Origin of the sequence: Gleimia coleocanis DSM 15436 (assembly GCF_000159015.1) — a bacterium.
Lineage (GTDB): Bacteria > Actinomycetota > Actinomycetes > Actinomycetales > Actinomycetaceae > Gleimia > Gleimia coleocanis.
Genome location: NZ_DS999545.1, coordinates 265,570 through 287,336, shown reverse-complemented (window position 1 = coordinate 287,336; position 21,767 = coordinate 265,570). Strand labels below are relative to the sequence as shown.

Genomic DNA, 21,767 nt, shown 5'->3' with positions numbered 1-21,767 from the left:
CCCGCGCGCAACCACTGTAAACAGGCTAGAATGTGGGAATAAGTTTGTAGCGAAGGAGCCCTTATGCGAAAGTTTAAACGCGCCGCATTTTTCGACTTAGATAAAACTATTCTGGCAACTTCCACTACCATGGCAATGCACGGACCACTGCGTAAAGCAGCGCTATTAACCCGCGCCGACGCTGTTTCCTCTACCCTACGCCACCTACCTTACCTGGTGATTGGCGAGGGTGAAGAGCGTAATAATCGCATGAAGGAAGAACTCGGGCGGATTTCCAACGGCTGGTCGTTAGCCTCTTTACGTAAGGTAGCTAATAAGGCTTCTATTACGCAGATGTATCCGCGGTGTTTTGAAGAAGCCCTGGATGAGATTGCCTATCATCAGGCAGCTGGACATGCCGTGGTTATCGCCAGTGCTTCTCCGGCTCCCCTAGTGGAGCCTTTAGCCCGCTTGCTGGGCGCAGATTTTGTGTTAGCGACACAGATTGAAGTTGTGGACGGTAAACTCACCGGCCAGGTTAAAGAATATAACCACGGTACTGAAAAAGCTGCTGCGGCTCGTCAATTAGCGGCTGCTCAAGGGTGGGATCTAAAGGATTGCTGGGCGTATTCTGATTCGATTTCTGACTTACCTTTATTTGAGTCCGTGGGCCACCCGATTCCAGTTAATCCAGATCGTCCGTTACGCCAGATTGCGACTGAGCGTGACTGGCAAGTACATCGTTATTCGCGCACGGTGAAGGTTTTACCGAAGCAGGTGATTCCACCGGTAGTGGCGGGCACTTTAACTACTTCTGCGCTGGCAGCTTTAGCTGGTTACTTACTGTGGAGTGCGGGTAAACAGGCGGGCTTGCGGGCAGCGCAGGCGCAACAGAACCCGTTGTTAAAGATTCGTACACTCTGGTAGTTTTCCAGCTTGCAGGTGGCGGATTAGTTGCTGAGAGGGAGCTACGGAGTCTGCCAAGATTTTTACCCACAGACGTAGCCAGTTTCCTAGCAGTTCCGGGTTGGCGCCAGCCTGGGTGAGGTTTTGTAGGGCTTGGGTGTAGGCTACTTGGTTGGCGCGGATTCCAGCCATGAACTGTAGGCAGCCGGTGGGTTCGACCCCGCTTTCAACTAGGTAGTTTCGCACAAAAGTCAGGGTTACCGTCTGGTTTTCTTGGGTGAAAATGGGGGCGAGCTGACTTTGTGCTACTAGCAAACCGGCTTTCAGTATTCCCGGGATCCCGTTGGTTTCAAATAGGTTTTGGAACAGTTCCAGGTGTTGGCTTTGCGGGATTGCCATTTGTGCGTGGGGTAAACTCACGCAGGCGAGTTTCTGCATGGTTGCTAAGGTTTGTGGCAGGGGCAGTTGGCGCGGTTGCGTTGCTTGGGGGCGGGTACCGATGTTTAAGAGTCCGCCGCGCCCATTTTTGGGTGGGTTGAGTTGGGCCCAGTGTTGGCTCACCCATAGTTGCATTTGCCAGTAGTCGCGGACACGTTTTTCTTCGACCGTGAGTTTTGGGGTTCCGCTGTTTTCTTTTTCCGAGGGCGTTAGGTCACGACTTTCTGTTGGCAGCAAGCTGATTTCTCTGAGGCGGTTTAACTCTATGTAGATTCCGTTTACAAACCCCAGGTCAAAGGCGAAGTGGAGGTTAGTTTCTGCCCTGGCTGCGTCTGAGTTGCGGCGGAGTCCTTCGGCGAAGCGTAGTTCCGTAAGGGCTTGGTTTAGCTGTTCTAGTTGGGTTTTAAACTGGGGGTCTGCCAGGTACGTGTTCATTTTCCTGTGGTTCCTGCGGGTTTTCTTACTGTTATCAGGATAGTCAAAGGTAGAGTATTTTGTATGACTCAGTCTCGTTTATGGCAGCAACAGAATCTTTTCGCGATTGCGGCGGCAATTATTTTCCCTATCGGCTTGCACTTACTTTTCCAAGCAGTTGCAGAACTAACTACGGTTGGTGCTTTGGGAACACCGTTGGCTGCGCCCCGCGGGCAGTTTCAGCTGCTGGTTTCCGGGGCTTTATTTACTACGGTTTCTTACTTGAGTTGGCGTAGTGAAACAGCTTTCCGCGTGATGGTGTTTTGGTCTGGGTTTTGGGCTTTCAGCACCTTGTTGACGGGGATTTTAGAGTGGAGTCGCCTGCAGTTCATTCTCTTTCCCGCTTTTTTAACTTCACCATTATTACAGTGGAGTCAGCTTCCCACTTTAGTTCTGTTGGTAACTTTTGCTTCGGCTTTGAATAGCCCAAATGCTTGGCAGAGTTCTGCTCCGGCGACTTCTAAAACTATTACACGCGGTAAAGTTTGGGTACTCATTATGGGCTTAGCTAGCTCAACTTCCCTTTATGGTTTACTTTACTTTTTAGCTCCTAAATCTGCGGTTCCTCTGGTAACTAAAAACTTGGCGCAGTTTCAGCATTCTCATATGTCTCATTGGGCTTTACTGATGGTTGCCGGGATTTTGGTTTACGCATTGACTTGGTTGGCGGTTACCTATCCGTCTCTTACCCAGCTTTTAGTGTGGGTTTCTTTGATTCTGCCTGGTTTAGTGGTTCTTCCACTTTTTCTTACTATCGCTGGTTGGGTGGCTACGCCGCATGATAGTTTTCTGGTTGGTTTAAGTGCTGTCTTGCCGACCTCGGGAAGTATTGGCCTGATTATTTCAACTCTCACGGCCATGCATTTGGTGCGCAACCGCTAACTTTTCCCCGTAAAGAGTGGGCTAACCCACGTCATAATCTGTTTTCATTCGGCACGCCTGCATGGAATTTTGCAGGTTTTTGACTAACTTTAGTATTAGCTATAAAAGGAGGTTTCCATGTCGGAACAAAATAAGGATGAGATTTTAGAACCTACCCCAGAAGCCCAGGCAGCGAACTGGGATTTAGGCGAAGTTGAAGCAACCCCTGAACAAACAGATCTGCTGCCACCTGCAGCAGAAGCTACCGGGGAAACCTTTGAGCTTCCTACTGATTTGAGCCTACCTGTAGAGTCCCAGATTATCCCTGCAGAACCCGAAATTCTGCCTGAATCCCCAGCCGTATCCGACGTGGACGCAGAGCTCACCTCCGAACCAGTCGCTGAAGACGCTGTTTCCGAAGCTGATATCTTCCTACCAGCTCAAGAAACCCCAGAAGCTGATGTGCCACGCGACCCATTGTTTATGCGTGAAATGCCGGAGTCTGAACCTACTCGTCGTTCTTTCGATTTTGCACAGCTTTCTGAAGGTGAGGCTGAAACCCCGGCTGAGCCAGTTCAGGAACTGGATCCAGTTCTGGCTGACTTGGAAGTAACTGAAGTTGAAGTAGCCACCGCTGAGGAAGCAGTGGATGTAGAAACCACCGCAGTGACTCGTAAGGCACTGTTGGAACGCGCTCAGGTTGAAGCAGAAGAAGCTGTTTCCGCTTGGAAACCACGCGAAGAAGACCTCCCAGTTTCTGAAAACACTACGGAACTAATCCTGGGTGATACTTCTGTCCCTCTGGTACTTCCTTCCCGTGTTTCCGCTCGCGTTTGGTCTTTCTTCATGACCCTGTTGGGCGCTCCGGTAGCTTGGTACTTGATTTCTGACGCGGCAGCTCGTTTCACTTTGGCGGATAATAGCCCATTCAAAACTGGCCAGCTCAACTACGCAGCCTGCATCGAGTTCACTGCCGGCGCACTGATCGCAGTTGTTCTGCTGTCCTTCCTGGTGCGTTCTTCTCTGGGCGCTCTGTTCTCAGGTTTAGCCGTCATGGTTGTAGGCGCGCCTTTCCTGTTGGTTCCAGGTTTAACTAAGGAAATCTTGCAGCCTGCCATTGACTGGTTGACTTCCTGGAATGATTTTGGCGCTAACCTTGCCCACCACTTGAACTGGACTGGTTACACCGGCGCAATCTTCATTGCGGGTCTATTCCTCTTCGTCATGGGTATCATTGCGATTCTGGCTCGCCGTGATGGCCGTCGCGAACAAGAAATTCGCGCTCAGATTGAACGCTACTCTCCAGAAACCATCAAGAAGCGTCGTCGTAAGTAGTTTCTAGATGTTTTCTAGCTTTTCTAAACGGCCGACCATTTCTAATACAGATGGTCGGTCGTTGTTGTTACCCACTGGTCCTTGGACGCATGAGACCGTTTACGCGGGTGGTTTAAACTTCCACGTAGTCTGTTTACAGCAACCGCTACTTACTGGCACGCAGCCACCAGTTTTCTTCCTCCACGACTTCGCTAACACTTGGTTACAGTGGCAGTCTCTGCTCCCCTTGCTAACTGATTTCAGTGCTCCGGTTTATGCATTAGATGCGCGGGGATTCGGCAATACTGATTTATCTGCGTCCCGCCCAACCGCTCAGCTTTTAGCTTCCGACATACGAGCTCTCGCCTATTCTTTAGGCTATTCTCAGATAAACCTAGTGGGTGTGGGCATGGGGGCTGTTTACGCTGCGGTAGTTAAGTATTACTATCCGGATTTAGTTGCCGATACTTTACTATTTACCTCAGATTTCCCAAGGCGTTTTGTCATTCAACAACTACGTAAGCCCAAGTTCCCTACTGCCGCTTACGAGTATGCTTTCAATCGCGTTTTCGCGTGGAAACGTGCTGGTTGGACTGCTAAAGCCCTTCTTGCCGAAAAAGAGGTTGTAAAGCACGCCCTCGGGAAAGAAAATCCTCTGTCAACTGAGCTGGAGCTAAGCCAAATAATCCGCGCTCGCTGGGCATAGTTGCTGTAACGGGCACTGTCCGCAAAGGGGTTTGCGCGCATCACAAATAGCGCGCCCATGCTCAATCAGCCGGTGACATAGCAGGGTCCAGTCATATCCAGGTAGCAGCTTCGCAATGTCTTTTTCAATCGCTAACGGTGTTTTTGCCTGGCTCCACCCTAGGCGGGTAGTTACTCGCCCTACGTGGGTATCCACTGTAATCGCGGGGATTCCAAAAGCGTTCCCCAGTACTACGTGCGCAGTTTTCCGCCCGACTCCTGGCAGTTTCTGCAAGGCTTCTCTATTTGCAGGGACTTCTCCGGCGTACTCTGCCACCAGGGCTTGAGAAAGCTCTTGCAACTGGGTGGCGCGTTTATTTTGGAAACCTAAGACGCGCGTAATAGAGGCTAAATCTGCGTGGTCTGCGTTAGCCATCTCAAAGGGAGTAGGATATTTTGCAAACAGCTGGGGTGTCACCGTGTTAACCCGCACGTCAGTGGTCTGCGCGCTTAAAACCGTAGCTACTAAAAGTTCGAAGGGGTTGCGATAATCCAAGGCACATTTGGCATTTGGGTAGGTTTGCGCCAAGACTTCTACAACCTCTGGTGCTGTTTCACCGTCCATGTGTACCTTTTCCTTCACCCATCTCGGTATGCCAACTTTGTCCAATTACCGACAAAATCTAGCTTATTTTTAACAAATATGCGTGAGAATGCGTAATTTTGACGAAAAATTAGCTAAGCTGGTGAGTGGCATCACAAGTATTGTGAACAGTGTATTCTGTATCGGCAGTGATTCCGCACGTGAATTTGCTGCCCTGTAAGATTTATCTGTCCGTATTAAAGATTGAAGGATACCGTGGAAGGCAACTACATCAGCCAAGTTCCTCTGTTTGAAGGACTTGATGAGGAACAGCAAGAATCGCTCCACTCCAAGATGGGTCAGAGCACCTTACGCCGTGGCGAAGTTCTCTTCGAAGAAGGCGACCCAGGCACTCGTCTGTACATCATCACTGAAGGCAAGGTTAAGCTGGGCCACACTTCCATCGACGGTCGCGAAAACTTGCTGGCAGTTCTTGGCCCAGGCGAAATTATTGGTGAACTAACTCTCTTTGATCCAGGCCCACGTTCCACCACTGCTACTGCAGTTTCCCCTGTAACTCTGCTGCACTTGGACCACGCTGACCTGGTTACTACTCTTTACAACAACCCATCCATGAGCAAGCACATGTTGCGCGCTTTGGCTCGTCGTCTGCGTCGCACCAATGAGTCTTTGGCTGACTTGGTATTCTCTGACGTTCCAGGTCGCGTGGCAAAGGCACTGCTGGATTTGGCAGAACGCTTCGGCTCTAACACTGAGAACGGCGTGCACGTTCCTCACGACTTGACTCAGGAAGAGCTGGCTCAGCTGGTGGGTGCTTCTCGCGAAACCGTGAACAAGTCTTTGGCTGACTTCGTTTCCCGTGGCTGGATTCAGCTAGAGGGTCGCGCAGTTACCTTGATTGATATTGAGCGTTTGGCTCGTCGCGCTCGCTGATTTTCTGATTTTCCCGAGGGCGGATTTTAACTGTTACAGTTAGGATCCACCCTCGGGCAATTCTCATATGCGAACTCGAGTTCCCATATGAGTTTCTAACCGAAGAAAACAAAAACTCATATGCGATCACAAGTTCCCATATGAGTTTTTGTGAAGTAGGTTCTTACACTCAGGCGATTGGACGCTTCATGTAAGCTACGAGGTTATCTGGATTAGTTGGAGATGGCACTACCTGCACCAGTTCCCAACCGTCTTGTCCCCACTGATCGAGGATTGCTTTAGTTACATGTACCAGTAGCGGTACCGTTGCGTATTCCCATTTTTGCATAGCTACAGTTTAAACCAGATTAGTTAGCCACGTACTTTTGAAAGCACATGTGGGACACGAGGTTCACGAATTTCTAAAGCCAGTGGGTCTTCTGAAGTAGTCAGCCACTTCCACCAGTTAGTGACGTCTGTGTAGTGTCGTAACATCGCACGACGTTCACGTTCAGTTAAACCACCCCAGACACCGAATTTAACTTCAGACTGTAGTGCATCTGCTAAACATTCCAAACGTACTTCGCAACTCATGCAACGTGCTCGGACTTGACGTTGTTCAGCTCCCTGAACGAATAAAGCATCTGGCGTATCAGTTGCGCATAGTGCGCGAGCAGCCCAGCTCTGGTCAGAATCTGCATTCGTGTAGCTCATGTTCACCCCATTGTTAACTAGCTAAGAATTAAATGCTCTATATGTGACGATACACACAAGCGAAGCAAAAAGCCAATTTACCGGTTTCCACTTTCGCCAAGTGATATACAAATTCAAATTTCATGACGTCTTTCTGGGCGTTTAAGTACGAAAACCAGTAACCTAGTAGTATGTCTAAATCTAAGCACCGTCAGGTTCAGAAGAAGCAGTACGTTACCCTGCTCAGCGCATTCGTAACCACCTCTGTTTTAGCTGGCTTCGTAACTGCAGGCATCGTCGCCCCCGCCGCTACCGTCGCCGGTATTACCGCCACTAGCGCTCCAAAGGTTTTTGACAGTTTGCCAGCAGAATTCGATGTACTGCCGCCCTCAGAAAAATCCACTCTCCTTTCCGCAGACGGTAAAGTGATTGCTTCTTTCTACGCTGAAAACCGTATCGTGGTGCCTCTGGAAGACATTTCTGAAAACCTCCAGAAAGCCATTGTGGCAATTGAAGATAAGCGTTTCTTCGACCACAAGGGAATTGACCCTGAAGGTATGGCGCGTGCACTGGTGAATAACCTCCAAGATCAGTCAACCCAGGGTGCTTCTACCCTCACCCAGCAGTTTGTTAAAAACACGCTACTTGAAAATGGTCTGCAAAGTGGCGACCAGGTAGCCATTGACGCTGCTACCGAACAGACAGTGACCCGTAAGCTTAAGGAAGTTCGTTACGCGTTAGCTTTGGAACAGAAAATGTCAAAGCAGCAAATTTTGGCGGGCTACCTGAATATTTCTCCTTTCGGCCCAAACGTCTATGGGGCGGAAGCCTCAGCGCAACGCTATTTCTCTCATTCCGCGAAGGAACTTTCCGTTGGTGAAGCTGCTCTGCTGGCTGGTTTAGTAAAGTCTCCGGTTGAGTATGATCCGTTGCAGCACCCTGAAGCGGCACAAGAACGCCGCGATATCGTACTAAACGAAATGTTGCGCCAGAAGAAGATTAGCCAGGAAGAGTTCGACGCAGCGATTGCAGTACCAGTTCCTGATATGTTGAAGCCCAACCTGCACCCACAGGGTTGCGCAGGCGCAGGTGCTTCCGCTTACTTCTGTGACTACGTGATTGCAGACCTGTTGCGTTCAGACCAGCTGGGTAAGACAGTTGACGAGCGTCGCCGCAACCTGCAGCGCGGCGGTTACACCATTAAGACAACGTTGGATTCCCGTTTAGAAGCACTTGCTTACCAGGCGGCCATTGACCGCGTACCTGTAAATGCTCCTGATGGACTAAATTCTGCGTTGGTGGCGACTGACCCTCGTAATGGGCATATTCGCGCTATGGCTCAGAACACCATTTATGAAGCTCCGAATGACACTAACCCAGGTGCTACATTTAACTCTTTTACCGTTGGTAAGGTACACGGCGGTCAAAATGGTTTCGTAGCAGCGTCTACTTTGAAGCCTTTCACTCTTTTAGAGTTCTTCCGCAAGGGACATACCGCTTGGGAACGCACTGGTAATCACTCTGATACTTTCCGTTTCGATGAGTTCAAGGCTTGTGGACAACAGTTGGGTGGCGAGGTCTGGAAGGTCGGCGAAGCTGGTAATAAACCAGGTTCTTTCGATGCTATCGGGGCTACCAATAACTCTGTTAACCGTTCCTTCGCCCAAATGGCAACTCACCTGGACTTGTGCGACATCATGAACGGCATGAAGGATCTGGGCATTACTAAGCAGGATGGTTCCGCAAATGACCCACTCCCTGCAAATATCATTAACACGGTTGCTACCCCACTGCAGATGTCCACTGCTTACGGTGCTTTCGCTAATGCGGGTATTGTTTGTGATCCTATGGCTATTACTGAGGTTTTGGACCGTGATGGAAATCCGGTAGCTAAGTTTGAGCCTTCTTGCCGTCAGGGCACTGACCCGGTTGCCGCTAAGAAGGTTACGACGGTTTTGGCTCGTTCTGCTAGCCAGTACTCATATTCTTCTGTGCAGATTGGCCGCCCGATTGTGGCAAAGACTGGTACCGGTGAAGATAACGCTAACCTGTGGGTACTGGGTGGCACGCCGCAGCTGGTAACTGCCGCTTGGGTAGGTCGTTCAGTTGAGTCTTCGCGGTCTTTGAATGGTGTTACTTTGGGTGGGGTTACTTATAATCCTGCGTATGGTATTAATGTGACTGCTCCAATGTGGCGTCAGTTCATGCTGGGGGCGCATGAGGGCGTAGAAGTTCAAGACTTCCAGTATGGCGACCTGGGTACTCCTCCAGCACCACCTGCAAAGAAGGATGACAAGAAGGACGCAAAGAAGGATGACAAGAAGCGGAACTAAGCTCGTTCCTGCGGTTGCGGGACTGGGTCTACTGGCGGGTGCCGGGTTGGCTTGGACGCAGTTTGAGCGTCGTTGGCCAGTTTTACGCGAGTACACTGTGGCTGTCACGGGTTTACCGTCTTCTTTCACGATTCTGCAGGTCGCGGACCCGCATTTTTATCCGGGTCAAGAGTGGCTGGTTGCGTATTTCCATGAGCTAGCGGAGTTGGATTTCGACTTCGTGGTGGCTACTGGCGATAATTTTGGTTCCGTTGAGGCGTCTGAAATGGTTGAGGCAGCGTTTGAACCGTTGCTTGTAAAACCGGGTGCCTTTGTTTTTGGTTCAAACGATTACTATTCCCCGTTGCGGAAGTCTTGGGCGAGTTATCTTTGGAAGCATTCAAATCCGGCGGCGCATCGGACTGAGCCTGATTTACCGTGGGAGGATTTACGGGATTGGTTTACCGAGGGCGGTTGGGTGAATGTTATTAACCGCAGCGCTTCGGTAACTTTACCTGATTCTGGGCTTTCTTTGGCGATTGTGGGGACGGATGATCCACATATTAAGCGTGATTGGTTGCCTGAGGTTGATGATTTCCCTGCTGAGTGGCTGGCAGGAGCTGATTTTAGGCTTGGTGTGACGCATGCTCCTTATCAGCGGGTGCTGAATCGTTTTGCTCATGCGCAGGCAGATTTGGTGTTGGCTGGGCATACTCATGGGGGCCAGTTGGCTGTTCCTGGTTATGGGGCGTTGGTAACTAACTGTGATTTGCCGCGTCGGTTTGCTTCCGGGTCATTTAAGTGGGAGGCTCCGCTGGGGTCTGTGGTTACGCATGTTTCTGCTGGTTTAGGCACTTCTCCGTTTGCTCCGGTTCGGTTTGCTTGTCGCCCTGAGGCGTCTTTGATTCATTTAGTTCCGGGACTGGAGTCTTAAACTTCTGGTTCAAGCTAGTGTTAAACTGTAACTGATCTTTCGGGGTATGGCGCAGTTTGGTAGCGCGCTTCGTTCGGGACGAAGAGGTCGTGGGTTCAAATCCCGCTACCCCGACTCTTTTGTGGCTGTGGTTTCCCACAGCCACTTTTCTTTACTTTATTTCCCTGCGCGGGAACTCGATTTCGCGCGCAGGCAAAACGCGGGAACTTAAACTCGCGCGTTATTTTTCCACATTAATGCGACCCACGCCACATCCTAGTAGAATATTAGTATCCCTATCGCAAGGAGGCGAAAATGGCTACTAAACCCACGATTCTAGTCGGTGTAGATGGTTCCACAGAGTCCTATAATGCTGTCGATTGGGCTGGCGCCTACGCTAAACACTACGGCGCACAAGTTCACGTCCTCTGCACCTACGGCCTGGCATCCTACACTTCTTCTTCCTTAGAACCCGGTTACATATCCATCAACGAAACGAAACTTAAGGAAACTGCTGAACGCGCTGTTGAAGAAGGTCTAGCACGTTTAGCTCCCTACCAGGTAGAAGCCGCTAGCTCCATCGAAATCGGCGATGCCGCGGGAGTAATGGTGGGACACTCCCACCGAGTAAAAATGATTGTTGTAGGATCACGTGGGGGAGGCAATTTCTTAGATCGCTTGCTCGGATCGGTCTCTGCTTCCCTCCCCGTACATTCTGACTGCCCTGTAGTGGTAGTTCCCGAACACACTTCAGGTTCTCCATTCATGCCCATTCGTCGAATTGTAGTTGGCGCTGATGGTTCCGAAGTCTCTTCTAACGCGTTAAAAGCCGCCGTAGATGAAGCTATCCAGTGGGACGCTGAGCTGACTGCAGTTTCTGCACTACCGTACTCTACCGGAGCAGGCATGTTTGCTTGGATGTTAGCCGCCGTAGACCGTTCACAACTCTTGACAGAGATGAGAAGTGGCTTAGCTAAAGCAGTTACGGAGGCACTTGCAGGACGCCCTCGGGAAATTAAACAGCATGTGCTGGATGGGTCACCCGCCGAACTACTCACTGAATTCTCCACTGCCGTGGATCTAATCGTAGTCGGTAATCGTGGTCGTAGCGGTATTCAAGGACTGATTTTAGGCTCTACCTCACAGTCGGTACTTGAGCAATCCACCTGCCCAGTGATGGTGGTTTCTTCCCGCAAGCATGCGCACGCAGACCAGGAGTACCCAGAATCTCCTGAATGGACTCGACGCTAAGCTGGTGCTCTATTCCTGCTATACTGGTAAAGCCTAACTGGTCTTGCCCTCGTAGCTCAGGGGATAGAGCACCGCTCTCCTAAAGCGGGTGTCGGACGTTCGAATCGTCTCGGGGGCACTTTTTCATGCCAGAAAATGCACTACTTGGGAATACCTAAATGTCCAGAACCTTCCAATCGTTCAGTATCTTCAACTTCCGGCTGGTCTTCACAGCCGCCATTTTCTCAGCCACAGGAATGTGGTTCCAAGTTTTTGCACAAGACTGGCTGGTACTCACTGAACTAACCAACCACGACATGGCACAAGTTGGTTATATTACCGCCGTACAATTCACCCCACAGCTACTCTTTGCACCTTGGGCAGGAGTAGTTGCTGACCGTGTAAACCGTCGCCGCATGCTCCAGTGCTGTCAAATTACCGGAGGCGTTTTAGCCGCCACTATGGGCACACTGATTGTCACCGGCATGATTCACCTGTGGCACGTTTATCTGCTGGCTTTCCTGCTGGGCACGTTAGGGTCTTTTGAAGGTCCAGCCCGCATGTCCTTTGTTTCTGAAGTTGTCCCACGTAAAAACCTTCCTAACGCAGTAGGACTTAACTCAGTAGCTTTCCACAGTGCGCGAATGATTGGCCCCGCCACAGCAGGTATCATCATTGACGCGACTGGCACGGGTTGGGTTTTCATCGTCGCGTCTTTCCTCTACCTGATTCCCCCAACCGCTTTCGCTTTTATGCGTCGTGAAGAGTTACTTCCACGTCAACGCATCCAAAAGGAGAAGGGACAGATTAAAGAAGCGATTGCCTATGTGAAGCAGCGCCCAGAGATTCAAATGGTACTTTTGGTAGCTGCGGTGGTAGCAGGTTTAGGTTTGAATTTACAGATGACCTCTGCATTCATGGCCACTGATGTATATAACAAGGCTGCTTCTGAGTACGGTATTTTCGGAACTTTCATTGCAATCGGAGGGGTTTCTGGCGCTTTGCTAGCTGCCCGTCGTACTACGCCGCGCTTACGGACGGTAATTATGGCGGCGGGTTTATTTGGCGTGGCGGAAACAATTCTGGCATTGGCTCCGTCTTTCACCACTTTCGTTTTAATTGCGATTCCAGTGGGGCTTTTTTCGCTGACTTTCATTACTTCTGCAAACGTGTACGTACAGTTAGCTGCGGAGGAACATATCCGAGGGCGGGTACTAGCTCTCTACGGAATGATTTTCTTAGGGGTTTCTCCACTTTGCTCTCCTTTGATTGGGTGGATAGCTGAGCATGTGGGGGCTCGCTGGTCGATTCTGGTGGGCTCTCTCTCTTGTATTCTTATTGCCGTGGTAGTAGCTTCATGGGCTTATCGTTATCGTCTTTCTCAAGGGATTAAACCAGAGCTTTTCGAGATTTTGAAACGACCTCGTCTGCGACGTAGATGAGTTCTAGCGCTTATCGCGTTACCAGTATTATTACTCAAGTTTCTACCGTTTAGGTTTGCACACCCACACCAAATAGGCTGATTTTCACTAACGCTGTCAGTTCTTTACCGCTTGTTTCTAGGATTCTTCTACCAAGCAAATAATGCGAGCCGGAACTGCTTTTCAAAATCGAAAATCGCTCATTCCCCAATATGTGAAATCAGTTTTTCATGTGCTGGAAACAAAAATGCCTTCTGCTACTCTGATGAGTTCGCAGAAGGCATTTTCAGAAACTTATGCAACCAACCGATTAGTTCGGGTAAATGTAGGTTACAGCACCCTGTGCCCAGGTTGGATCGAAGAAACCACGGTAATCACCGATGTTCATATTGCCAGCCCAGTTAGATTCCATTACGCGAATGGAGTTATTGGACTGAACTTCGACTACTACAGCAACGTGGTTTCCAGACCATACTGCAATAGCACCTACCTGTGGGGTAGTTCCGGTGCGGAATCCAGCAGAAGATGCTGAGTAAGCCCAGTTTGCAGCGTTACCCCAGTTATTCCCTGCCCATGGTGCAAGAGTCTTTGCACCCCAGGTGCACTGACCCCAGGGGTAGGAGTTAGGAGCATTAGAAAACGCTGGCTGGATTGCAGCCTGTGGAGCAGCCTGCTCTGCATTCTGACCGCTCAGGTCAGCACGTTCGTAAGAACGGTTTGCTGCTTCTTCACGCTCACGTGCAATGCGTTCAGCTTCCTCACGTTCTTTAGCTTCTTTTTCTGCAGCTAGACGTGCTTCTTCATCCTGATCTGGAGTTACGACTGCAACAGCTACTTGATCTGCTGCTACCCATTCTACGTCTGCAGGAGCAACCAAAGATGGGTTGGCTTCTGCCTGGAAGGAAGCATCAGTGACCAGTACTTCTTTTGAGTCATTTAGATCTAAGGAAGTTACTTCATTTGCGGATGCAACACCTGAGGTAACTACGGAAAGCACCATGCCAGTTGCTGAAACAACTGCCAAAGAACGAGCCGGATTGATAGTGTTCGTCAAATCATTAAGCGGAGTCACTGGCCGGCAAGCCCGACGGTGACGCGCCTTTGGTTTGCTTGAAATCACTCTTATTCTCCTATGGCCTACGAGGTAAGCTGTCGGGTTCAGGATGGAGTCTCCTGGCAGTAAGCCTTGCGACTTTTTCTGCTTCACCCCAAGGGATAATCCCAAAAATGGGTCCCCCGCACTCTAACGCTGTTCGTTCAGCAAAGATACCGTTAGAGTCTCAGCCTAATATCTTCACTAGTCACATCTTTAGATACAACCAGTTACATAATATAACGATTAGGACACAAGAGTCATTTGTTTACGAAAATTATGAGACAGATTATGTTCCGCCCTCAAGCAAAAAGCCTTACAGGCGTACGAACTGGTAATACTCATTCCAAAGTGGAACAAGTTCAACGCTACGCCCCGGGTAAGGAGCATGCATAATCTGCCCATTACCCGCATAAATGCCGATGTGGCCGGATGGGAAATAAACCAAATCTCCTGGCTGCGCTTGAGAAGCTGGAATCTGAGTACCAACCATAGCCTGAGCAGCGGCCGTACGGGGTAACTGCACTCCCGCCTGCGCATATACGTATTGCACGTAACCCGAACAGTCAAAACCAGCGGGGCTGGTACCGCCAAACACATACGGAGTACCCAAGTATTGGGAAGCTACCCCTAAAATCCCACTGAAATGCGCGGTTGGAACTGCTACTGAGGCTGGTTCTTGACGTTCATAAGATCGATTAGCGACAGCTTCGCGTTCTGCCCGCTCTGCAGCTTCTCTTTCAGCAGCCTCTTTATCTGCCTTTTCCTGCTCTTCCTTCGCCACATCTTCCGGAGTTACAACAGCCACTGCGACGGTGTCTGCCGCAGCCCATTCCATATCTCCCGGCGCAGCAAAAACAGGATTTGCTTCAACCACGTGGTTTACCAAGATTTCTTTAGAAGGGTTAAGATCTAGTGAAGTAACTTCGGTCGCTACCGCCCCAGTTGGAACAAATAGCGCAACACCGGTTGCGGAAACAACTGCTAAGGAGCGTACTGGATTGAAAGTTCCGGTTAGTGGCGTAAATGGAGTCTGTGGGCGGCAGGCTCGTCGGTGACGTGGCTTTGGCTTGGAAGAGTACACAGTTACACCTCAGTTTCCGGAATTTAAACAGTTATTCAGCAGTCTACCACAAAGAAATGCGGTTCTAACTCGATTGGGAGGGTTGCCACTTTTCTATCTTTAGACTCTTCCAAAGTGTATGAAATATCAACAGAATCTTTTTCAAAAGACAGGTAAATAGCTTTCCCTGGACGCAGTCCCATGTCTGAGAACGCACGCATAGCAATTCCATCTGCCTGAATTGGTTCACCAATCCGGTCTACAGCGATTCCAGCGATTACGGTTGTATTTGCGGGTAGTTCCTCACGTACTTTCGCCAGAGATACGCCTTCGTTCAGAACCGCTTCACTGTATGGAATAGGATTCCCATAAGGGTCGCGCTCTACATTATCAAGAAGTTTGCCGATGCGTTCTTCTACGGCATCAGACATGACGTGTTCCCAACGGCAGGCTTCGTCATGAGCGAGTTTCCAATCTAGTCCAATAATATCCACCAGTAGTCGTTCTGCCAGGCGGTGTTTACGAACTACTTCGGTAACTACTTCGAAGCCTTTTTCCGTGAGGTCCAAACGACGGTCTGAAGCTACTTTTACCAGCCCGTCACGTTCCATACGAGCGATTGTTTGAGAAACAGTGGGACCGGAGTGTCCCAGGCGGTCGACAATACGGGCACGCATTGGCGTAACGCCATCTTCAATTAGTTCGTAGATCGTTTTCAGATACATTTCTGTGGTGTCGATCAGGTCACTCACGGGTTTCTCCTTAAACAATTTTTGCTTACTTTCTAATTTCCACCATGCCACATTTTGGCGATTTTCTTTAGAGATATTTTTTATTTTCCCAAGGGCGTCCCCCAACACTTTTAACACCGTCTATGACACTCCGCTTAAGTAAGCGAATTTTTAGCGACTTTTCGCTTATTTTCTGGATTTATCAAGACAGTTTCAAGAGTGTTTATATTGGTTATTTTTATGCCTTATAGTTTTTCCACTACAGGTACGTTGTTATGTTTTAAAAGGATTTAAAAGGGAATAACGCAAAACGTATATCACTAATAATCAAACTGCCGTGCAGAATAATCTGCACGGCAGTTTACGGACAGTTTTATTTACTGGAGTTTCTTTCCAGGAATCTCAATCGCCAACTAGTAGCGAAGCTAGACTCAAGCACCCAACAGAACCTGCTTAATTGGATCCAGGGTAAAGAATACAACGAACAATGCTGCGATCAACCACATGAGTGGGTGAACCTTCTTAGCCTTGCCCTTTGCTGCGCAGATAACTACGTAAGCAATAAAGCCTGCGCCGATACCTACGGTGATGTTGTAAGAGAACGGCATGAATGCAATGGTGAAGAAGGCTGGGATTGCGATAGCCGCATCGTGCCAGTCAATATCTGCAACCTGCATCATCATCAGGAAGCCAACAAATACCAATGCGGTAGATGCTGCTTCAGATGGAACCATTTCAACAACCGGCGCAAAGAAGATAGAAAGCAGGAACAGCACACCGGTAACAACGGATGCTAAACCAGTACGTGCACCTTCACCTACGCCTGCAGAGGATTCTACATAAGAGGTGTTAGAGGAAACGCCGCCCAGACCACCAGCCACTGCAGCCAAAGAGTCCACCAGCAGAATGCGACGCGCGTTTGGTGGATTACCGTCCTTATCCAACAGGTCACCTTCGTGGCCGATAGCCACCATAGTACCCATCGTGTCAAAGAAGTCAGCCAACATTAGGGTAAAGACCAGCAGTACCACTGCGATTACGCCGAGCTTACCGAATGCACCGAAGAAGTCGATTGCACCCAGGGTGGCGAAGTCTGGAATGGATACTGGGCTACCGTGTAAAGCTGGAACGGTCAGACCCCAGCCGGTTGGATTCTTACCATCAGAGGTGTTTACGCCCAGTGGTTTTACGAATTCAATGATGAAGCCCAATGCGGTTGAGGAAAGAATACCTACCAGAATAGCGCCACGTACCTTGCGCACAAAAAGAATAATGGTTACGAATAAGCCAAACACGAATACCAATGCTGGCCAACCAGACAGGGATCCGTGAATACCTAATTCAACTGGAGTTCCCGCACCACGACGAATGATACCGGAGTTAACCAGACCAATCAGCGCGATAAACAAACCAATACCTACAGAGATTGCAACCTTCAGCTGAGTTGGAACAGCATTGAAAACTGCTTCACGGAAGCCAGTGAGCACAAGGACGGTGATTAGTACACCTTCCCAAAAAATCAAGCCCATTGCTTCCTGGAAGGTAAGGCCAGAGCCGAGCACCAGGGTAAAAGCAACCATTGCGTTCAAGCCCATACCCGCAGCTAATGCCAGTGGGTAGTTTGCGAATACACCCATCAGTATGGTTAGTACGCCTGCGATCAGCGCAGTACCCGCTGCAATAGCTGGGATGCTGATATCAGTACCTTCGAGGGCGTTGGATAAAATGATTGGGTTTAGAACCAGGATGTAAGCCATCGCGAAGAAGGTGACAACGCCACCGCGTACTTCGCGTCCTACGGTAGAACCACGTTCAGTGATTCGGAAGAACTTGTCAATAGCAGACAACTGTGTAGTTTTGGTAGTTTCCACGCACAATAGAATGACATCAGACGAATAATTTTTAAATGCCTGACCACATAGTGAACTATCGTTCCAGTTGCGTCATCTCTAAATCAAGCTCATTAATCCGCGGTGGAGTAACCGGCCACTCAGAACCGTGCTTAGCAACATCCGTCTCCGAATGAGCACCACAGGCGAAGCTCAATGGAACTAATTTTCCGTCCTCGGAAGACCACTCGTTAGCACAGACCCCGAAAGTCTCACGTAACGGACCTTCCAAAGTCACCAAGAAACCACACGAAGAGCAAACAGACGGCTGTTTACGTAGCCTCGCTTGGGAGCGCAAATTCCGCTTCCAACGCAACGCTACCTGCCCAATCCCCTTATCAGAAAGCACTCGCAAGCGTGAGAAAGGCGCCTCATCTGCTGCTTTACCAGCCTCACGTAAAAAGACTAAACGTTCGTCCGACGCTCGATAAGGAAGCACATCATCAGGCGCTACATCTCCGGGCTTCAGGCGTTCTTCCCAAGGAATCCATGCTGGAGCCAGCAGCGCTTCCTTACCGGGAAGTAAATCAATCTCACAAACCGTGACCGTCTTAGACCGCGGCGCACGTGCCACCGTAACTGCCCAATGCCAACCAACATAACCAGGTTTATTACAAGCGAAGAAATGCGTATGTAAGCGCTCTCCCTCAACACGGTCACCCAAATGTGAGCCAATCTCAGCTACCGGAACAACTTCAGAAATAATTTCCAGAATCTGCGCCTTAGCTTTCGCTAAAACCCGGTCAGCTTTCAAAGGCTTGTCTAACTCAGGCATCGAAGTCATCCGCTACCACACGCAGAAGCTGTGCGATTTTATCACCATTTTCTGGGTACCGACCCCGACGTAACGCATCAGAAGAAGCATCCAGCACCTTAATCAAGTCCTCAACCACAGGAATCATATTCTGCGGAGTACGTCTGCGTAGCTTACGCAAAGATGGAGCTTCGGGGAGCAAGTTCACATGGATAGCCTGCGGACCACGACGACCATCAATCATCGAAAACTCAACACGTGCCCCATTCTTAGGATGCTTCAGATTTTCTGGTAGCGCTGAAGCATGTAAGAAAACGGATTCGCCATCATCACTTTCAATAAAGCCGAATCCTTTATCAGCATCAAAAAACTTTACCTTACCGGTAGGCACAATCGCCCTCCTGAGCTTAGAAAATACTTTTGTCTAGTCTACTAATAACATACCCTATGCCTATCAAAGATACCCGTTTAATATCCGTCGGTCTCATTTTTCTGCCCTCAGAGTTAAACAGGTGACAAGACTCTGAAAAGAACCGATAATCAAAATATGACCAAGTTATCTAAGCAACTGCGGAACCTCAGTGCCGCTTTCGCTATGTTTTTGACAGTATTCGCGCTCATCCCAGCTAGTACAGTACAAGCTGCCGCGATCTCTACCATCACTGACCAAGTTACTGACCCGGAATCCTTCCTATCCCAGTCAGAAACCACTAAGGTAAGAGAAAAACTTCAAAGCGCCCAAGATTCCGGTGTGCAGATTTATTTCGCCGTATTCCCAAAGTTTACTGACGCTCCCACCAAGTGGTGCACCAATAGCGCTAAAAACTCTGGATTACCTAACTCTGCCATTCTTTACGCAATTGCTTATGATGCTCGCAACTACGTGGCTTGCCACGGCAACTCAGCCCCCTACTCTGACAGCCAGATCACGGCAGCTACCGGGGAGGCAGTAGATTACTTGCACGAAAATCCACTCAGTGGACAAGCCGCGGCCGACGCTGCAGTAGCTTTCACTGACAGCCTATTAAACAGCACATCATCCGACACAAACACTGTAAATAGTTCTAGTTTCTACTCACCAAATAGCGGAATCAGTGAGGTTATCAAAGGATTAATTGGACCACTGTTCGCGTTCATTATTCCACTAGCACTCATTTTCTTCTTTTTCAAGAAAAACAAAGCTAACCTGCCAACTAGCGGTTTACCTACAGCTAAGAACCTAGAGGAAGTCCTTAAAGAAACCGCCTCTCAACTGATGGCTACTGATAATTCGGTACGCTCCGCAACAGATGATTTAGCTTTCGCACAGGCGCAGTTCGGTCAGTTAGAAACCAAAGAATTTGCAACCGCACTTGCACAAGCCCAGCAACTCATTTCTGAAGCCTTCACGTTACATCAAACTATTAATCAAGAAACTGATGTGGTCCGTAAGCGCCAAACTGCTAGTCGAGTTTCAGAACTTTGCCAGCAGGCACAGAACGCGTTAGCTGCAAACGTTGAACGGTTTAATAAACTCCGTAGCGACGGCGCGAACCTACCACAAAATATCAGTAATCTGCAGCAACAAATTGCTGAAGCACAAGTTAAGAACGAGCAAGCGAAACGAGAAATCGATTCACTGCGTGTCATTTACCCTGACGAAAAACTGCGCTCGCTCTTTGATAATCCTGGCAATGTTACGAACCTGCTGGGAGCTGCTTCAGCTGCCTTGGAGCAAGCTAACACGGCGTTAGCCACTGGCACGCTCTCTGCTGAGCAGGAAGCCCGCCACCAGGTAACCATGGCACAGCGAACCTTCGGTCAGGCAATCAATCAGATTAACGAAGTAATGTATGCCAGCCAGGACTTAGCGGATGCACCAGCACGTTTAGCTTCCGCGATCGGTTCTATTGCTGCTGACCTTGAAGATGTGAAACGTTTAGGAGCTAATCAGGCCGCGTTCCACGGGATCGTTACTAATGCGAATAATGCAATTGAACGAGCAAACCGTGCGCTGGCAGACGAAGGGGACGTTTTAGAATCCCTGGCAAATCTGCGTATCACCGAGGACGCTTTAGACGCTGCTTTAGCGCCCCTACGTGCCGTCTCTGACCAGCTACAACGTGACCGTCAGCGCTTTGCCTTACTTGACGGTGAGGTGCAATCTCTGATTCGTCAAGCGGATTCCTATATTAGTTCTAATCGCGGGGCAGTTGGTCAAGATGCGCGCAGTGCTTTGGCAACGGCTTTAAGCTCACAGCAGCAGGCGCAACAGCATTTCAATGCCTATCTACAGTCAGGTAATCCTGATAAGCAGCGTTTGGATACCTGCTTCCAGTTGCTTAACCAAGCGAAATCTTCCGCACAGAACGCTTTAACTATAGCCACTAGCGAATCTCAACAGATGCGTTACTCCCCCGGTTCTTTAAGGCAGACAAGGTCTGGCGAAATTGACCTAACTTCCTTAATTTTAGGTGGCATTTTATCTGGAAGTCGGTCTAGCTCTTACGGTCACAGCCACGGTAGTCCCAGCGGTTGGTCCGGTGGCGGATTCTCTGGCGGTTCTTCTTGGGGGTCAAGTTCTGGAGGTGGCTGGTCTTCTTCAAGTTCCGGTAGTTTCTAAATAAAATCAACAAGAAAAAGTAACCTAAACCACTTACAATGAGAATGTTTGGAGTGCAACAGACACTCTGTGAGTTCCTATGAAAGGATAATCATGGCAGAAAAGCAGTCTATCTTGGGCCGTATCACTCAACTAGCAAAAGCAAATATTAATGCTCTGCTTGACCGCGCCGAAGACCCACAAAAAATGCTAGACCAGCTGGTTCGTGACTACACTAACTCCATCGTTGAAGCTGAAGAAGCAGTAGCTCAAACTATCGGAAACTTGCGTCTGGCAGAAAAAGACTACGAAGAAGATCAGATTGCCGTACGTGAGTGGGGCGTAAAAGCAATCGCTGCTTCTAAGAAAGCTGATGAAGTGCGCGCAGCAGGACGCGAAGATGAGGCTGCCAAGTGGGATGCGTTGGCTCGCACCGCGCTAGCTAAGCAGATTGACTTCGAACGTGAAGTTAAGGAAGCAGAACCAGTAATCGCAACACAGCGTGATGTAGTTGAAAAGCTAAAGAGCGGTTTAAACCAATCTCGAGTAAAGCTCGAAGACCTTAAAACTAAGCGCGATCAACTAATCGCTCGTCAGCGTACTGCTGAAGCACAACAGAAGCTCCACGCAACTGTTTCTTCTATCAACGTACTGGACCCAAATTCAGAACTGTCCCGTTTCGAAGACCGCGTCCGCCAACAGGAAGCTATTATCGCTGGCAAACTGGAACTGGCTGCAGATTCCTTTGAAGCGAAGTTCGAAGAACTGGAAGCCTCCGCTGATGACCTAGAAATCGAAGCTCGTTTGGCAGCTTTGAAGAACCTGGGTCAGCCACGTCAGATTGAAGACTGAGCTTAATATCTAGTAACTAACTAAAACTAATGGTGGTGGTTCCCAACTGGGAACCACCACCAT

At 49.4% G+C, this 21,767-nt stretch carries 21 protein-coding genes, 2 tRNA genes and 1 riboswitch; of the genes, 13 read left to right on the top strand and 10 right to left on the bottom strand.

What is annotated here, in order from left to right:
- The first annotated feature begins 63 nt into the window (after positions 1-63).
- The gene (locus HMPREF0044_RS06145) at positions 64-906 is read left to right on the top strand and encodes an HAD family hydrolase (protein WP_006547267.1); all 843 of its coding nucleotides are present in this window, start codon (positions 64-66) and stop codon (positions 904-906) included.
- Here HMPREF0044_RS06145 and HMPREF0044_RS06140 read toward each other — a convergent pair.
- Positions 883-1,758 (bottom strand): hypothetical protein, encoded by an 876-nt coding sequence (locus HMPREF0044_RS06140; RefSeq protein ID WP_006547266.1) that lies wholly within the window; start codon positions 1,756-1,758, stop codon positions 883-885. The genes HMPREF0044_RS06145 and HMPREF0044_RS06140 overlap by 24 nt on opposite strands.
- Before the next feature lie 63 nt (positions 1,759-1,821).
- Here HMPREF0044_RS06140 and HMPREF0044_RS06135 point away from each other — a divergent pair, with 63 nt between their 5' ends.
- From HMPREF0044_RS06135 to HMPREF0044_RS07975, 3 genes are all read left to right on the top strand, one after another.
- Complete coding sequence (locus HMPREF0044_RS06135; RefSeq protein ID WP_006547265.1) at positions 1,822-2,679, top strand: hypothetical protein; 858 nt, start codon at positions 1,822-1,824, stop codon at positions 2,677-2,679.
- A gap of 117 nt (positions 2,680-2,796) precedes the next feature.
- The gene (locus tag HMPREF0044_RS06130) at positions 2,797-3,993 is read left to right on the top strand and encodes an ABC transporter permease (protein WP_006547264.1); all 1,197 of its coding nucleotides are present in this window, start codon (positions 2,797-2,799) and stop codon (positions 3,991-3,993) included.
- Positions 3,994-4,000: 7 nt separating this feature from the next.
- Complete coding sequence (locus HMPREF0044_RS07975; protein WP_006547263.1) at positions 4,001-4,678, top strand: alpha/beta fold hydrolase; 678 nt, start codon at positions 4,001-4,003, stop codon at positions 4,676-4,678.
- Here the strand turns inward: HMPREF0044_RS07975 and nth are convergent.
- Positions 4,646-5,281, bottom strand: a complete 636-nt coding sequence (gene nth / locus HMPREF0044_RS06120; protein WP_040313064.1) for an endonuclease III — start codon at positions 5,279-5,281, stop codon at positions 4,646-4,648. The two genes, HMPREF0044_RS07975 and nth, sit on opposite strands and share 33 nt — an antisense overlap.
- 234 nt (positions 5,282-5,515) lie before the next feature.
- On the opposite strand from nth, the gene HMPREF0044_RS06115 reads away from it, so the two are divergent.
- The gene (locus HMPREF0044_RS06115) at positions 5,516-6,193 is read left to right on the top strand and encodes a Crp/Fnr family transcriptional regulator (RefSeq protein ID WP_040313063.1); all 678 of its coding nucleotides are present in this window, start codon (positions 5,516-5,518) and stop codon (positions 6,191-6,193) included.
- A 169-nt stretch (positions 6,194-6,362) separates the two neighbouring features.
- Here the strand turns inward: HMPREF0044_RS06115 and sp36 are convergent, their stop codons facing one another.
- Positions 6,363-6,521, bottom strand: coding sequence for a Sp36 family protein (gene sp36, locus HMPREF0044_RS08165; protein WP_006547260.1), 159 nt, complete (start codon positions 6,519-6,521; stop codon positions 6,363-6,365).
- Between the two features lie 23 nt (positions 6,522-6,544).
- Positions 6,545-6,886 carry a WhiB family transcriptional regulator gene (locus HMPREF0044_RS06110; RefSeq protein ID WP_006547259.1) on the bottom strand — a complete coding sequence of 114 codons (342 nt, stop codon included), beginning with the start codon at positions 6,884-6,886 and terminating at the stop codon, positions 6,545-6,547.
- Positions 6,887-7,056: 170 nt separating this feature from the next.
- Between HMPREF0044_RS06110 and HMPREF0044_RS06105 the strand changes: the two genes are divergently transcribed.
- From HMPREF0044_RS06105 to HMPREF0044_RS06080, 6 genes are all read left to right on the top strand, one after another.
- Positions 7,057-9,198 (top strand): transglycosylase domain-containing protein, encoded by a 2,142-nt coding sequence (locus tag HMPREF0044_RS06105; RefSeq protein ID WP_006547258.1) that lies wholly within the window; start codon positions 7,057-7,059, stop codon positions 9,196-9,198.
- On the top strand, positions 9,179-10,111 hold the full coding sequence (locus HMPREF0044_RS06100; protein ID WP_006547257.1) for a metallophosphoesterase: 933 nt from the start codon (positions 9,179-9,181) through the stop codon (positions 10,109-10,111). Before HMPREF0044_RS06105 ends, HMPREF0044_RS06100 begins: the two co-directional genes overlap by 20 nt.
- Positions 10,112-10,151: 40 nt before the next feature.
- Positions 10,152-10,225, top strand: a tRNA-Pro gene (locus tag HMPREF0044_RS06095).
- Between the two features lie 180 nt (positions 10,226-10,405).
- The gene (locus tag HMPREF0044_RS06090; RefSeq protein ID WP_006547256.1) at positions 10,406-11,341 is read left to right on the top strand and encodes a universal stress protein; all 936 of its coding nucleotides are present in this window, start codon (positions 10,406-10,408) and stop codon (positions 11,339-11,341) included.
- Between the two features lie 45 nt (positions 11,342-11,386).
- Positions 11,387-11,459: transfer RNA gene (locus tag HMPREF0044_RS06085), tRNA-Arg, on the top strand.
- 40 nt (positions 11,460-11,499) lie between these two features.
- Positions 11,500-12,762: an MFS transporter gene (locus HMPREF0044_RS06080; RefSeq protein WP_006547255.1), complete on the top strand. Its 1,263-nt coding sequence runs from the start codon at positions 11,500-11,502 to the stop codon at positions 12,760-12,762.
- 289 nt (positions 12,763-13,051) lie between these two features.
- Here the strand turns inward: HMPREF0044_RS06080 and HMPREF0044_RS07970 are convergent, their stop codons facing one another.
- From HMPREF0044_RS07970 to HMPREF0044_RS06050, 6 genes are all read right to left on the bottom strand, one after another.
- Positions 13,052-13,861, bottom strand: coding sequence for a CHAP domain-containing protein (locus HMPREF0044_RS07970; RefSeq protein ID WP_050754372.1), 810 nt, complete (start codon positions 13,859-13,861; stop codon positions 13,052-13,054).
- A riboswitch (cyclic di-AMP (ydaO/yuaA leader) is annotated at positions 13,862-14,014 on the bottom strand.
- 136 nt (positions 14,015-14,150) lie between these two features.
- Entirely contained in the window at positions 14,151-14,918 is a 768-nt protein-coding gene (locus HMPREF0044_RS07965; protein WP_050754371.1) for a C40 family peptidase, read from the bottom strand.
- 35 nt (positions 14,919-14,953) lie between these two features.
- Positions 14,954-15,649: a metal-dependent transcriptional regulator gene (locus tag HMPREF0044_RS06065; RefSeq protein ID WP_040313062.1), complete on the bottom strand. Its 696-nt coding sequence runs from the start codon at positions 15,647-15,649 to the stop codon at positions 14,954-14,956.
- Between the two features lie 410 nt (positions 15,650-16,059).
- A complete protein-coding gene (locus HMPREF0044_RS06060; RefSeq protein ID WP_006547251.1) occupies positions 16,060-17,499 on the bottom strand; it encodes an NCS2 family permease in 1,440 nt (479 codons plus the stop codon).
- A 55-nt stretch (positions 17,500-17,554) separates the two neighbouring features.
- The gene (locus HMPREF0044_RS06055; RefSeq protein ID WP_006547250.1) at positions 17,555-18,292 is read right to left on the bottom strand and encodes a DUF3027 domain-containing protein; all 738 of its coding nucleotides are present in this window, start codon (positions 18,290-18,292) and stop codon (positions 17,555-17,557) included.
- Entirely contained in the window at positions 18,285-18,662 is a 378-nt protein-coding gene (locus HMPREF0044_RS06050) for a cold-shock protein (RefSeq protein WP_006547249.1), read from the bottom strand. The genes HMPREF0044_RS06055 and HMPREF0044_RS06050 overlap by 8 nt, the downstream gene beginning before the upstream one ends.
- Before the next feature lie 156 nt (positions 18,663-18,818).
- Here HMPREF0044_RS06050 and HMPREF0044_RS06045 point away from each other — a divergent pair, with 156 nt between their 5' ends.
- Positions 18,819-20,873: a TPM domain-containing protein gene (locus HMPREF0044_RS06045; RefSeq protein ID WP_006547248.1), complete on the top strand. Its 2,055-nt coding sequence runs from the start codon at positions 18,819-18,821 to the stop codon at positions 20,871-20,873.
- Positions 20,874-20,966: 93 nt separating this feature from the next.
- Complete coding sequence (locus tag HMPREF0044_RS06040; RefSeq protein WP_006547247.1) at positions 20,967-21,704, top strand: PspA/IM30 family protein; 738 nt, start codon at positions 20,967-20,969, stop codon at positions 21,702-21,704.
- Positions 21,705-21,767: the final 63 nt, after the last annotated feature.